The following is a 12,725-nucleotide window of genomic DNA, read 5'->3' on the forward strand; positions in this document are numbered from 1 at the left end:
TTCACTCTTTCTCCATGTTCAACGGGAAATGACAGGCGTACAGATGGTTGCGCGCCCCGGTAAGACGCGGCGTTTCGATACACTCGCGCTGGGCGTACGGGCAGCGCGGCCCCAGCCGACAGCCGATAGGCAACTGCTCCAGTAGCGGGATCGCTCCAGGCAGGGTGTTGAGGCGACTTTTATGCGGCATGGCGCTACCGAAATCCGGGATCGCGCGGATTAACGCCTGGGTGTAGGGGTGATGTGGGAGGGTGATCAGCTCTTCGCTGGGCCCGCTCTCCACCGTCTGGCCGCAGTACATGACGTTGATTTTATCCGCCCATTTGCTGAGCATTTGCAGGTCATGGCTGATCAGCAAGATGGTGGTGTTGTTGTTCTGGTTGAGCCGCGTCAGCAGGCGAATAATCTGCGCCTGGGTGGTCGGCTCCATGGCGTTGGTCGGCTCGTCGGCAATCAGCAGACGCGGCTGGTTGGCCAGGGCGATGGCGATCATCACCTTCTGGCACTCGCCCTCGGTCAGCTGATAGGGGAAGCTGCGCATGGCATCTTTATGATCTTTAATGCCGACGCGGTGCAACAGCTCGATGGCCCGGCGCTTGCGCCAGCCCAGCCGTTGCCACCAGCGGCCCTTGTAGGTCCAGCCGGGGATACTCTGAATCAGCTGCTGGCCGATGCGCTCAGAGGGATCGAGGCACGACTGGGGCTCCTGAAAAATCATCGACACGTTATGGCCGATCAGCTTCCGGCGCTCGCGGTTCGACAGTCGCAGCAGGTCGATGTCATCGAAGCGCATGCGGTCGGCCGTGACCCGCCAGTTGTCTTTGGTCACGCCGCAGATAGCTTTGGCAATAAGGCTTTTCCCGGAGCCGGATTCCCCCACCAGGCCGCGGATTTCGCCTTCGGTCAGCGTCAGGCTGACGCGATCGACGGCTTTTACCCAGCCTTCGCTGGTTTTAAATTCAATGGTTAAGTGACGAATATCGAGTAACGGCATTATTCTACCCCGGCAATGATCGCCCGGCGAATACCGTCGCCCAGCAGGTTGACCAGCAGTACGCTGAGCATAATCGCCGCCCCGGGGAGCATCACGGTCCACGGCGCCACATAGATAAGCTCCAGCGCATCGCCCAGCATGGCTCCCCATTCCGGCGAAGGCAGCTGGGCGCCGAGATCAAGAAAGCCCAGCGCGGCAATATCCAGAATAGCCATCGACAGGGCGCGAGTGATCTCGGTCACCAGGCCGGAGGCGATATTGGGCAGGATGGCGAACAGCAGAATATTCAGCGTCGAGGCGCCATCGAGGCGGGCGGCGATGATGTACTCTTTTTCCAGCTCATCGTGGACCATGCTGTAGACGGAGCGCACCATGCGCGGCAGCAGCGCCAGCCAGACGGCGAACATCGCATGGCTCAGATGCGGCCCGGCAAAGGCGACGACGATAATCGCCAGCAGCAGCGAGGGGATGGAGAGCAGGGTGTCGAGGATATGGTTCATCACCGCCGAGCGCAGGCCGTGGGTCGATCCGGCAATCACGCCCAGCACCAGACCAAACAGCGTGGCGCCGAGGGTGACGACAAAAGCGCCGCCGACGGTGGGCGCCGCGCCGCTCAGCAGTCGGCTCAGCACATCGCGGCCGAGGTCATCGGTTCCCAGAAAGAAGGAGACTTCGCCATAGCGCGACCACGACGGCGGCAACAGCTGGTAGCCGAGGAACTGCTGGTCGATGCCGTAGGGGGCGAACCAGCCGCCGAAGACGCAGAGCAGCAGCAGGCCCGCGCAGCCGTACAGACCGATCATCGCCGTGGTGTCGCCATAGAACTTACGCCATACGGTGCGTAGCGCGCCGGGCGGACGCCTTTCCAGATAAACGCTATCGTAGGGCATACCATTCCTTATGTTTCAGTGGGTTAGCCATGGCACCGAGAATATCGGAAATCACGTTGACAATAATCACCAGCGCGCCAATCACCATCACTCCGGCGGAGATCGCCGCGTAGTCCTGCTGGCGAATGGCGTTGATCAGCCAGCGGCCCAGTCCAGGCCAGCTGAACACCATCTCAGTGATCATCGCCAGGGTGAGCATGGTGGAAAACTGCAGGCCGAGACGCGGGATCACCGGCGGCAGGGCGTTGTGCAGCACATGGCGCAGTAGAATTTTGCGTCGCGACACGCCGCGGGTGGCGGCCGCTTTTACATAGTTAGTGTCATACACCTCGCTGGTGCTAATGCGCATCAGGCGGATCACTTCAGTGGTGGGGGCGACCGCCAGGGTCAATACCGGCAGCACCATATGCCGGGCGGCGCTGACGATCATCTCATGGCGCCACGGCGAGTCCGAAAGCCAGGCGTCGATCAGCGCGAAACCGGTGACGTTTTTCACCTCATACAGCAGATCGAAGCGACCGGAGACCGGAAGCCAGCCGAGGGTCAGGGAAAAGAAGAGGGTCAGGAGCAGCGCCAGCCAGAAGACCGGGATCGAGAAACCGACCAGCGCAACGGCGCTGATCAGGGTATCGGGCCATTTATTGCGCATTACGCCGGCGATCATCCCCACCGGAATGCCTATCAGCAGGGCAAAGCCGAAGGCGAGGATGCACAGCTCCATGGTCGCCGGGAACACCTCGCGCAACTGCTCAGAAATCAGCTGGCCGTTAATGCTGGAGACGCCGAAATCCCAGTGCAGCACCCCTTCAAACCAGAACAGCCACGCATTCCACAGGGAAGCGCCCTGCAGTGGGGCATGAGGGGTGAAATAGCTCAGGCTGAAACCGACAAAGGTCAGAAAAAAGAGGGTGATCAGCAGCAGCAGCAGACGGCGCAGGGTAAAAATAATCATGGCTTCTTCACCTCTTCGGTATTTTCCCGCGATACGCCAGCGAACGAAGCGTTACCGAAAGGGCTGAGCACCAGGCCTTTCATATCATAGCGGTAGGCCTGCAGCCGCAGCGACGAGGCCAGCGGCAGGACCGGCAGTTCGCGGGCGAGGATGCGCTGCGCCTCTTTGTAAGCGTCCATTCGCGAGGAGAGCTGCTGCGAGAGCAGCGCTTTTTGCAGCACGTCGTCAAACTCCCGGTTACACCAGTGGGCAAAGTTGGTTTGCGAGGCGATGGCCGCGCAGCTCAGCAGCGGTCGGAAGAAACTGTCCGGATCGTTACTGTCCGTCGCCCAGCCGGAGAGCGTCAGGTCGTGGCTCATGTCCATCAGGCGCGCCTCCTGGAAACGTCCCTCTACCGGCACAATAATCACCTTAACGCCAATCTGCGCCATATCCGCCTGGATAAGCTCCGCCGTTTTCAGCGGGCTGGGATTCCACGCCTGCGAGCTGGTGGGCACCCACAGCTTGAGGGTCAGGTTTTCCAGACCCAGGGCTTTCAGGCGGGCGCGGGCCTCCTGCGGATTATATTCGGTAATTTTAGCGTCATTATCGTAGGCCCACGAGGCCCGCGGCAGCATGGACGCCGCCGTCTCCGCGGTGCCATAGTAGATGGACTGCATCAGGCGCTGGTTGTTAATCGCCAGCGCCAGGGCATGGCGCACCTCAGGATTATCCAGCGGCGGCTTGGCGGTGTTGAAGGCCAGCCAGGCGATGTTCATTCCCGGGCGCAGCGTCAGGCGCAGGCGCGGGTCGTCACGCAGGATCGTCAACTGGCTGGCGGCCGGCCAGGCCAGCACGTCGCATTCTCCGGTCAGCAGTTTCGACAGGCGGCCGGTGCCGCCGGAGCCAAGGTCGACCACCACCTGGGGCATCAACGGTTTGCCGCGCCAGTAGCCGGGGTGGCGCTGCAGGCGAACATATTGTCCGGAGCGGTAATCGGATAGCTGGAACGGGCCGGTGCCAACCGGCTGGCGGTCCAGTTGCTCCTGGCGGTCGTCCTGCGTTAAGCGGGCGGCATATTCGGCAGAGGTAATTGACGCATAGTGGGTGGCCAGATGCCAGAGGAACGAGGCGTCCGGCCGCTTGAGGCGAAACTCCACGGTCTGATTATCCAGCTTGCGGACGCTCTCCACGCTGTCAGCAAACTGCAGACTGTCGAAGTAGGGGAAGCTGCTGCCGTTGACGTTGTGCCACGGATGGTCGCGGTTAAAAATACGGCCAAAGGTAAAAATGACGTCATCGGCATTAAAGTCCCGCGTCGGGGTAAACCACGCCGTGCGTTGAAACGGGACGTGGCGGCGCAGGTGAAAGCGGTAGGTGGCGCCGTTATCGAGAACTTCCCAGCTCTCCGCCAGCTCGGGGACCAGCCGGTAGGTATAGGGATCGACGTCAAGCAGACGATCATAGATCTGAGCGGCCAGCGTATCGACAATCAGGCCGCTGCTGACTTTCTGCGGGTTAAAGGTATTAACCTGGCCGCTGACGCAATAGACGAAACCGCTATCGCGGATATCGGCGCGGTCGGGGAGCGCAGGGGCGGCAAAAGCTGGCCCACACAGCAGGGAAACGGCTGCCAGGAGAGATGACAATTTCAGGCGCATATTTTCTGTTTGATTATAGAGCTGAACTCTATCTTATTAAGATTAATAGACATTCACCACCGCCTTCAACAAGCCTGAGGGATAATGCGGTTACCGGGTGCGTATAGTATTCAGTCAATTGATTAAAATAGTCGCGGAACCGAGTCTGTATAGTGAAACATGGTAACTTTTTATCGCCGATATCGCCAGTCAGCTCTGTTTGGCCGCGGTTGACCAAACGGCGACGACGTGCGGACGCTAGAGAATAGACTCAGTATAGCGGGGAGAAAGCCGATGACCCGACGGGCGACTAGCCGTACCCGTCGGGTGTGATACAGGGGGAGCGTGTTTCGATTATTGTGACAGTGTCACTTTATGATAGTCCATATTCTGCAGGTCCTCCAGCAGCCCGGGGCCAACCGGCTGCCACTGCAAGCGCTCGCGGGTCCATGCCGAGCTGGCGCGCAGGTCAAGGGCGGTAAACGGCGCAAACCAGCCGAACCAGGCGTCGACCTGCGACTCATCCAGGTGGGTCAGCGGCAGGTTTAATCCGTGGGCAATTACCGCGGCAATATCGCGTAATGCGATCCCCTCTTCGGCCACCGCATGATAGCGCTCGCCGGCCGCGCCCTGAAGCAGCGCGCTGACATACAGACGTGCGACGTCATCGACATGGGCGGCTGACCAGCGGTTGCTTCCCTCGCCGCGCAGGGCTACCGCCCCGTTGGCGACCGCGCGTTCGATGTAGCAGGTCAGCAGTCCCTGACGCACGGTGTCATGCACCTGCGGTAAGCGGACCACCCTGACATCCACTCCCGCCTCCAGCAACTGCTGGCCGGCGAGCTCTGAGGCGGTGCGCGGGCTGGGGTGCCCTGAGTTGAAGAACGACTCCCGGGCCGGGGCGCCGCTCCCGTCGTCGCCCATCAGCGTGCCGGAGGTGATCACCAGCGGCCGCGTGCTGCCTCGCAGCGCCTGGCCCAGGGCCAGGATCGCCTGGCGGTCTTTCTCGCAGTTAGCGGCAAAGCGGCTGAAGTCGTGGTCGAAGGCGGTATGGATCACCGCGTCGGCGTTCCCGACGCCAGCCAGCAGCGACTCCGGGGCATCCAGCGTGCCGCGATGCACCTCGGCGCCGGCCGCCTTCAGGGCCTGTGCGGTGCTTTCGCTGCGCGCGAGGCCGATAACCTGATGGCCCGACGCCTGCAGCGCCGGAAGAATACGTGAGCCGATAAATCCGCTCGCGCCGGTAAGAAATATACGCATCATGGATCTCCTGAATGGGTTTCAGGCGTATCCTACCTGCGATGTCATACTATAAAAGTAGAGACATTATCGGGGTATAAATTCTAACAGGCAGAACCCACAGGCAGATGATGAACACTTCTGACAACCATGCTTTAGGCGATTTTCTCCGCGCCCGCCGCCAGCGTCTCGATCCGGCAACGTTTGGCTTCCCGGCGGGACGCCGGCGCACCCCGGGGCTGCGCCGCGAAGAGGTCGCGCAGCTCGCCAGCATCAGCCCGACCTGGTATACCTGGCTTGAACAGGGGCGCGGCGGGGCGCCTTCCCGCGAGGTGCTGGAGCGGATCGCCCGCGGTCTGCGGCTGACCACCCCGGAGCGCGAGCATCTGTTTATTCTCGCCTTTGGCCATCCGCCGCAGACGCGTCTGACGGTGACGGATGATATGACGCCGCGGCTGCAGCGGGTGCTTGACGCTTTCACCATTCCGGCGATTATCCGCACCGCCAGCTGGGACGTCATCGCCTGGAACGCGCCGGCGGCCAGGGTGCTGACCGACTACAGCCAACTGCCGCTGGCGGAGCGCAACGTGCTGCGCCGCCTGTTTACCCGGCCGGAGGCCCGCTGCACTCTGGAGGACTGGCAGAGGGTGGGGCAGCTTATCGTCAACGCCTTCCGCGCCGACGTCACGCGGATGGGCGCCACGAAAGAAACTGACCAGTTGATCGCGGAGCTCAGCCAGCAGAGCGTCGAGTTCGCCCGTTTCTGGCAAAGCCATGACGTCGCCGGCCACGGCGTGGGCTATAAGCGCATTAATCACCCGCAGATGGGTCCGCTCGACCTGGAATTTACCTCCTTTGCCGTGGAGGGCCGTCCCGATCTTTCCCTGCTGGTCTTTAATCCGGCAACGACGGAAAGCCAGCGGAAAATTCACGGTTTACTTCAGGGGGCGGGATCCGCGCCTGAGGAGAGCTGAGGGGTAAATTCATACAGCACCAGCGCATTGCTCTGCAGCGAGTCGATCCGCAGCCAATAGCCATCGAGCCTGGCTTCATCCACGCTGAGCGCCGGACGGGCCTGATGCATCAGCCACTGATAATCCTCGGCGTCAGGGCCGCTGCGGCTGCGAAAGGCGTCCACCAGCGGGAACAACGCGCCGTGGTGCTGATCGAACAGGTGCTGTTTGATGCGCCAGCTGCCATCCAGGCCCTGCAGCCGCACGCTGTAGGGCTGGCTGAAGCGCTGGATAAAGGCCGCTTCGCTGGAGAGCCAGGGATTGTAGACCACCGTATTGCGCAGCAGCAGCTGGTAGTGACCCTGGTGGTGGAGCAGCAGCAGGTTTTTATCGTGAACCAGGATCTCGCCGCGCAGCCGCCGCCAGAGCCAGAGGACCCAGTAAACCGGGCGCGGCAGGCCGTGCAGATAGTGCAGCGCCAGGCTGGAGGTATCGAGCTTGCCGTTGGCGCGAGCTTCGCCCTGGAGGCCTGAATTTAACCAGAAGCCCGCCAGCCAGACCTGGTCCGCCACCCCCAGCAGATTATCCATCAGCAGCGCGCCGCGAAAAAAGCGGCCGTTGGTATCCCGCGTATCGCCGGTCAGCGTATTCCAGGAGAGCAGCCACAGCGGCAGGTTGAGCTGACGCTGGCGCAGGGCGCTGTGGATCTGCCGCAGCTTGTGTAGCGGATAATGTTCGCTGGAGGCCAGGCGGCGGCTGTCTGCCTGGGCCAGATCCAGCTGTTCGTTGGCATCTGCCTGGCAGGCGAGAAAATCCGCCTCTGCCAGCAGCGGCGAGTGGAACAGCGGATCGTTCCCGGGATCGCCGGGAGCAAAGCGGTGCCAGATCCCCAGCTGCGGCTGCGGCAGCAGGCGATGAAGGACCCCGCGCTGCTGCCGCCAGGCGGCCTGGCGCGCAGCTTCGCTGGCCTGCGGCGACCAGTGCCAGACAAAGCGCCAGCTGTTGAGCGTGGCTGGCGGAAAATGGTTGGCGGCGAGCTGCAGGAAGCGCTGCAGCAGGTCGCTGCGGGTGGTGACGCCGGTGTGCAGGATCACCTGCCAGCCCATCGCCGCCAGCCAGCTAAAAATCTGCTGCAGGTTGTACCAGCAGGCGTAGCCGGCCATCTGCGGATCGTCCCAGCCGGTGCCGAACAGCCGACTGCTGAGAAAGGGATCGTTGATATCGATGGCATACACCGGCAGGGCGTGGTGCAGCTGTTCGAGTTCCCGGCGCACATCTTCGCGCAGCAGATCGTCCAGTTCGCGCACGGTCACCACCATCCGGGTATGGCGCAGCGCTGCGGGGCGCGCTGGACGATCGCGCAGATTGATCTGCCGGGTCTGCGGTGGGTTGATCGGCAGGGGGGGACTTTCCCGGTCGCGTGGTTCCGGCTCATTGAGTCGCGCATACAGCCGGTCGGCCGCCACCGGCTGCCAGCGATCGGCCTGCGGCGGGCGCGGTCTGGCAAGCTCCAGAGGATGCTGTTCACGATACTGGCGCGGCGTCACGCCGTGCTGGCGCTTAAACAAATCGCTCATCATTCGCGTACTGGCGAATCCCTGTTCGCGGGCGATTTGCTGGACGGTTTTGCGGGTGGTTAATAGCTGGTCGGCGGCGTGGCGCAGGCGCAGCGCGGTGAGGTACTGGACAAAACTAACCCCGACCTCTTTGCGAAATAAGCGTGACAGCCAGGCCTCGGAGACAAATTCCGCGGCCGCCACCTCCTGCAACGAGAGGCGACGCTGATAGTTAGCGTCGATCCGCGCCACCACGCTGGCTATTCTCCGGCTCCATTTTTCGGTATCGCGCCGGGGCGTGGAGGCGATGGGCTGGCTAAAGCGCGTGGCCAGCAGCAGCGCTATCTCACTCAGCCAGCGGTTGGCCTCCAGTCGGTAATGGCCAGGATGATTGACCAGGCCGCTCACCAGCAGCTGGCGCATCAGGCGGCGCAGGCCGTCATCGGCATCCCGGGTGCGCGGCGTTATCTGGTAATCGACGGCAAAAAAGGCATTATCGAGGCGGGCCAGCCAGCTGGCGGAGAGGGTGAGGATCATCACGGCGTTCGCCCCGGCGCTGCGCAGGCTCCAGCGACGGTTGCGGTTAACGATTGCCAGCCCGTCGGCGGCGAGCGGCTGCGACGCACCTTCCGCCACCGCCAGATTTACGCTTCCCTCCAGCACCCACAGCAGCGTCAGCAGATCGCTTTCCGGCTGGGTAAGCTGACGCACATCGCGTACGGTGACGCTAAAGTCGCCTGCATGCTGCTCCACATGACTCTCCTCTGTAGACAAAAAACAACCGGTTGTTTTTTGTCATAACCGATATGTATGAAAAACACTCATTGATTTTTCGTCAATATAAAACAAAAAAGCGCGCCTGCAAGCTGAGGCACCCGCATAAACTCGAAAGTGTCGTGCAAACACAACACAGGAATAACAAAAATGACACATCCGTTGCTAGAAGCATTGCAGGTTAACGAGGCGCAATTTATTGCTCTGCGTCGTCGGTTCCACCAGCAGCCGGAGATCGGCTTTGAAGAGCACCAGACCAGCAGCGAGGTCGCCCGACTGCTTGGCGAGTGGGGATACGAGGTTCACCGCGGCCTGGCGGGCACCGGAGTGGTGGGCACGCTGCGCGTCGGCGAGGGGAAAAAACGCCTTGGCCTGCGGGCGGATATGGATGCCCTGCCGATGCAGGAGCGGAGCGGTAAGCCGTGGGCAAGCCAGGTTGAAGGGCGCTTTCACGGCTGCGGCCATGACGGGCACACCACCACGCTGCTCTACGCAGCTGAATATCTGGCGCGCACCCGGCAGTTTACCGGCACGCTGCAGCTGATTTTCCAGCCCGCGGAAGAGTTGCTGTACGGCGGGCGGGTAATGGTCGAGGACGGTCTGTTTGATCAGTTCCCCTGCGACGCCATCTTCGGCCTGCACAATATGCCGGGTCAGCCGTTGGGCAAGATCGGCCTGCGCGACGGGGCGATGATGGCCTCCTCCGATACGCTGCATATTGAAGTGAAGGGCGTTGGCGGCCACGGCGCGGTGCCGGAGCATACGGTGGATGCCACGCTGGTGGCCTGCCATATTACCCTCGCGCTACAGTCCATTGTCTCGCGCAATATCACCCCGTTTGAACCGGCGGTGGTGACCGTCGGCAGCATCCAGGCCGGTCATGCGCCCAATATCATTAACGATCACGTGCTGATGAAGCTCACGGTGCGCACCCTCAATGAGCAGGTGCGCGAGACCGTGCTGCAGCGGATCCATGATATCGCCGTGGCCCAGGCGGAGAGCTTCAATGCCACCGCCACGCTGACCCACGTCAACGGCAGTCCGGTGTTGCGTAACGATCCGGCGACGAACGCCATGGTGCGGGAGGTGGCGACAGCGCTGTTTGGCGCAGAGCAGGTGGGCGAGGTGAAGCCGTTTATGGGCAGTGAAGATTTTGCCTTCATGCTGGAGCAGCACCCGCATGGCAGCTATTTCACCATCGGCGCTGGCGATGAGCCTGACCGCTGCATGGTGCATAACCCGGGGTATGACTTCAACGACGCGCTGTTGCTGACCGGCGCGGCGCTGTGGTGTGGCCTGACGGAACGCTATCTGCGCTAATCACGAGAAACGGGAGGGCCATGCGATGAGCACTGTCACAATAAGCGACACCCCGTTTGTCGGCAACGATCGCCTGCTGGTGGGGATTGTGTTAAGCGTTTTAACCTTCTGGCTGTTCGCCCAGTCGGTGATTAACGTGGTGCCGGCGATGAAAAGCAGCCTTGATATCTCTCTTGAAACCTTAACTCTGGCCGTCAGTCTCAGCGCGCTGTTCAGCGGCTGCTTCGTGGTCGCCAGCGGCGGCCTGGCGGACAAGTTTGGCCGGATGCGGATGACCACCCTCGGGCTGGGGCTGAGTATCGTCGGCAGCGCCATGCTGGTGGTCGCTCAGGGACCGGGGCTGTTCCTGGCCGGCCGGGTGCTGCAGGGGCTGTCGGCGGCGTGCATTATGCCGGCGACGCTGGCGCTGATTAAGACCTGGTATGAGGGGCGTGCGCGGCAGCGGGCGGTCAGCTTCTGGGTCATCGGCTCGTGGGGCGGCAGCGGTCTCTGTTCCTTCGTCGGCGGGGCTATCGCCACCGGTCTGGGCTGGCGCTGGATCTTCGTCTTCTCGATCGCCGTTGCCCTGCTGGCGCTGTTTTTGCTGCGCGGCACGCCGGAGAGCCGCAGCGCCAGCGCCAGCCAGCATAAGCTGGATGTCGGCGGTCTGCTGAGCCTGATTATTGCGCTGGTGCTGGTGAATCTGTTTATCAGCAAGGGCCACGGCTGGGGCTGGAGCAGCCCGCTGTCGTTGACCATGCTGGCCGGGGCGCTGGCGGCGGGGACGATATTTATCCGCAACGGCATGCGCAAAGGCGAGGCGGCGCTGATTGATTTTGCGCTGTTCCGCAATCGGGCCTACGGTGCGGCAGTGCTGTCGAACTTTCTGCTCAATGGGACGATTGGCACCATGATGATCGCCAGCATCTGGCTGCAGCAAGGGCACCACCTGACGCCGCTGGAGAGCGGGATGATGACCCTCGGCTATCTGGTGACCGTCCTGGCGATGATCCGGGTCGGCGAGAAGCTGCTGCAGCGCTATGGCGCCCGGCTGCCGATGATGGCCGGTCCGGTGTTGACCGCTATCGCCATCGCGCTGATATCCTGCACCTTTCTCGAAAAGGCGCTGTATATCGGGGTGGTGTTCGCCAGCAACGTGCTGTTTGGCCTCGGACTGGGCTGCTACGCCACGCCATCGACGGATACCGCGGTGGCCAATGCCCCGGAGAACAAAATCGGCGTCGCCTCGGGGATCTATAAGATGGGCAGCTCGCTGGGCGGGGCGATGGGTATCGCCGTGACAGCGTCACTTTTCGCGCTGTTTTTACCGCTGGGCATGGCCTATGCCGCCCAGTATGCCCTGTGGTTTAACGCCGTCTTATGTCTGGGGGCGATGGCGGTGAGCGCGCTGCTGCTGCCGCGCGCCTCTCACAGCTGATGCTTTTTCAGCAGCGCGCGGAGCTGGTGATAGGTTAATCCCAGCAGCTCCGCCGCCTGCTTCTGATGATACTTCGCCTGCTCCAGACTCCGCTGCAGCAGGCGTTTTTCCTGCTGGAGCTGGAAATCGCGCAGATCCAGCGGTAGCGCGGGCAGCTCATCGCCGGGCGCGGCTTCCGGCGGAGAGCCGGGGGACTGACGAAAAGGGTTAATAATAATCGCGTCCAGCTCATGTTCGCTGTCGCCGTGGCGATACACCGAGCGCTCAACCACGTTCTTCAGTTCGCGAATATTCCCCGGCCAGCGGTAGCCGAGCAGCGTCGCGGTCGCTCGTTCGCTAAAGCCGGGAAACAGCGGCAGACCGAGTTCGCGGCACATCTGGATGGCAAACTGGTTGGCGAGCAACATGATGTCGCTCTGCCGGTCGCGCAGCGGGGGGAGCTGTACCACGTCGAAGGCCAGGCGGTCGAGCAGGTCGGCGCGAAAATGACCTTCCTCGACCATCTGCGGCAGGTCAGCGTTGGTGGCGCACACCAGCCGGACGTTAACCTGCAGCGGCTGGCTGCCGCCCACGCGCTCCAGCTCGCCATATTCAATCACTCTTAACAGCTTCTCCTGCACCAGCATTGGGGCTGTCGCCAGCTCATCGAGAAACAGCGTCCCGCCGTCGGCGCGCTCGAAGCGCCCGGGATGGCGCTTGCTGGCCCCGGTGAAAGCCCCGGCTTCGTGGCCGAACAGCTCCGAGTCGAGCAGATTATCGTTCAGCGCCGCGCAGTTCAACGAGATAAACGGCCCCTGCCAGCGGCTGGAGAGGTAGTGGAGACGGTTAGCAATAAGCTCTTTCCCGGTGCCGCGCTCGCCGATGACCAGCACCGGTTTATCCAGCGGGGCCAGCCGGGAAACCTGTTCCAGCACCTCGAGAAAGCTGTTGGCCTCGCCCAGCAGATTATCCTTGTACTGCGCCATGATGAATTTCGCCATTAAGTAGTGTAATTAACCAGGTGACTGTAGC

The 12,725-nt window shown here is 62.1% G+C and carries 10 protein-coding genes; 3 read left to right on the top strand and 7 right to left on the bottom strand.

What is annotated here, in order from left to right; all coding sequences use genetic code 11:
* Position 1: 1 nt before the first annotated feature.
* The 5 genes from sapD to KHQ23_RS00420 form a co-directional block, all read right to left on the bottom strand.
* Complete coding sequence (sapD, locus tag KHQ23_RS00400; protein WP_004140266.1) at positions 2 to 994, bottom strand: putrescine export ABC transporter ATP-binding protein SapD; 993 nt, start codon at positions 992 to 994, stop codon at positions 2 to 4.
* Positions 994 to 1,884 carry a putrescine export ABC transporter permease SapC gene (sapC, locus tag KHQ23_RS00405; protein ID WP_211776837.1) on the bottom strand — a complete coding sequence of 297 codons (891 nt, stop codon included), beginning with the start codon at positions 1,882 to 1,884 and terminating at the stop codon, positions 994 to 996. Before sapC ends, sapD begins: the two co-directional genes overlap by 1 nt.
* The gene (gene sapB / locus KHQ23_RS00410) at positions 1,871 to 2,836 is read right to left on the bottom strand and encodes a putrescine export ABC transporter permease SapB (RefSeq protein WP_002901816.1); all 966 of its coding nucleotides are present in this window, start codon (positions 2,834 to 2,836) and stop codon (positions 1,871 to 1,873) included. The genes sapC and sapB overlap by 14 nt, the downstream gene beginning before the upstream one ends.
* Entirely contained in the window at positions 2,833 to 4,476 is a 1,644-nt protein-coding gene (gene sapA, locus KHQ23_RS00415) for an ABC transporter substrate-binding protein SapA (RefSeq protein ID WP_002901817.1), read from the bottom strand. The genes sapB and sapA overlap by 4 nt, the downstream gene beginning before the upstream one ends.
* Before the next feature lie 333 nt (positions 4,477 to 4,809).
* Positions 4,810 to 5,718, bottom strand: coding sequence for an SDR family oxidoreductase (locus tag KHQ23_RS00420; RefSeq protein WP_009484624.1), 909 nt, complete (start codon positions 5,716 to 5,718; stop codon positions 4,810 to 4,812).
* Between the two features lie 107 nt (positions 5,719 to 5,825).
* Here KHQ23_RS00420 and KHQ23_RS00425 point away from each other — a divergent pair, with 107 nt between their 5' ends.
* Positions 5,826 to 6,668 carry a helix-turn-helix transcriptional regulator gene (locus tag KHQ23_RS00425; protein ID WP_047694635.1) on the top strand — a complete coding sequence of 281 codons (843 nt, stop codon included), beginning with the start codon at positions 5,826 to 5,828 and terminating at the stop codon, positions 6,666 to 6,668.
* On the opposite strand, the gene KHQ23_RS00430 is transcribed toward KHQ23_RS00425, so the two are convergent.
* On the bottom strand, positions 6,635 to 8,956 hold the full coding sequence (locus KHQ23_RS00430; RefSeq protein WP_073553522.1) for a helix-turn-helix domain-containing protein: 2,322 nt from the start codon (positions 8,954 to 8,956) through the stop codon (positions 6,635 to 6,637). The two genes, KHQ23_RS00425 and KHQ23_RS00430, sit on opposite strands and share 34 nt — an antisense overlap.
* A gap of 171 nt (positions 8,957 to 9,127) precedes the next feature.
* On the opposite strand from KHQ23_RS00430, the gene KHQ23_RS00435 reads away from it, so the two are divergent.
* Both KHQ23_RS00435 and KHQ23_RS00440 read left to right on the top strand, forming a co-directional pair.
* Positions 9,128 to 10,297: a M20 aminoacylase family protein gene (locus KHQ23_RS00435; protein WP_002901900.1), complete on the top strand. Its 1,170-nt coding sequence runs from the start codon at positions 9,128 to 9,130 to the stop codon at positions 10,295 to 10,297.
* Positions 10,298 to 10,322: 25 nt separating this feature from the next.
* Positions 10,323 to 11,714: an MFS transporter gene (locus tag KHQ23_RS00440; protein ID WP_032434384.1), complete on the top strand. Its 1,392-nt coding sequence runs from the start codon at positions 10,323 to 10,325 to the stop codon at positions 11,712 to 11,714.
* On the opposite strand, the gene pspF is transcribed toward KHQ23_RS00440, so the two are convergent.
* On the bottom strand, positions 11,705 to 12,694 hold the full coding sequence (gene pspF / locus KHQ23_RS00445; RefSeq protein WP_004148137.1) for a phage shock protein operon transcriptional activator: 990 nt from the start codon (positions 12,692 to 12,694) through the stop codon (positions 11,705 to 11,707). The genes KHQ23_RS00440 and pspF overlap by 10 nt on opposite strands.
* Between the last annotated feature and the right edge of the window lie 31 nt (positions 12,695 to 12,725).

Origin of the sequence: Klebsiella sp. 64 (genome assembly GCF_018223915.1) — a bacterium.
GTDB lineage: Bacteria > Pseudomonadota > Gammaproteobacteria > Enterobacterales > Enterobacteriaceae > Klebsiella > Klebsiella pneumoniae.

What these genes read in the sequence shown, in the direction of transcription:
- sapD (WP_004140266.1), bottom strand. Translation starts at nt 994, where the DNA reads ATGCCGTTACTCGATATTCGTCACTTAACCATTGAATTTAAAACCAGC.
- sapC (WP_211776837.1), bottom strand. Translation starts at nt 1,884, where the DNA reads ATGCCCTACGATAGCGTTTATCTGGAAAGGCGTCCGCCCGGCGCGCTA.
- sapB (WP_002901816.1), bottom strand. Translation starts at nt 2,836, where the DNA reads ATGATTATTTTTACCCTGCGCCGTCTGCTGCTGCTGCTGATCACCCTC.
- sapA (WP_002901817.1), bottom strand. Translation starts at nt 4,476, where the DNA reads ATGCGCCTGAAATTGTCATCTCTCCTGGCAGCCGTTTCCCTGCTGTGT.
- KHQ23_RS00420 (WP_009484624.1), bottom strand. Translation starts at nt 5,718, where the DNA reads ATGATGCGTATATTTCTTACCGGCGCGAGCGGATTTATCGGCTCACGT.
- KHQ23_RS00425 (WP_047694635.1), top strand. Translation starts at nt 5,826, where the DNA reads ATGAACACTTCTGACAACCATGCTTTAGGCGATTTTCTCCGCGCCCGC.
- KHQ23_RS00435 (WP_002901900.1), top strand. Translation starts at nt 9,128, where the DNA reads ATGACACATCCGTTGCTAGAAGCATTGCAGGTTAACGAGGCGCAATTT.
- KHQ23_RS00440 (WP_032434384.1), top strand. Translation starts at nt 10,323, where the DNA reads ATGAGCACTGTCACAATAAGCGACACCCCGTTTGTCGGCAACGATCGC.
- pspF (WP_004148137.1), bottom strand. Translation starts at nt 12,694, where the DNA reads ATGGCGAAATTCATCATGGCGCAGTACAAGGATAATCTGCTGGGCGAG.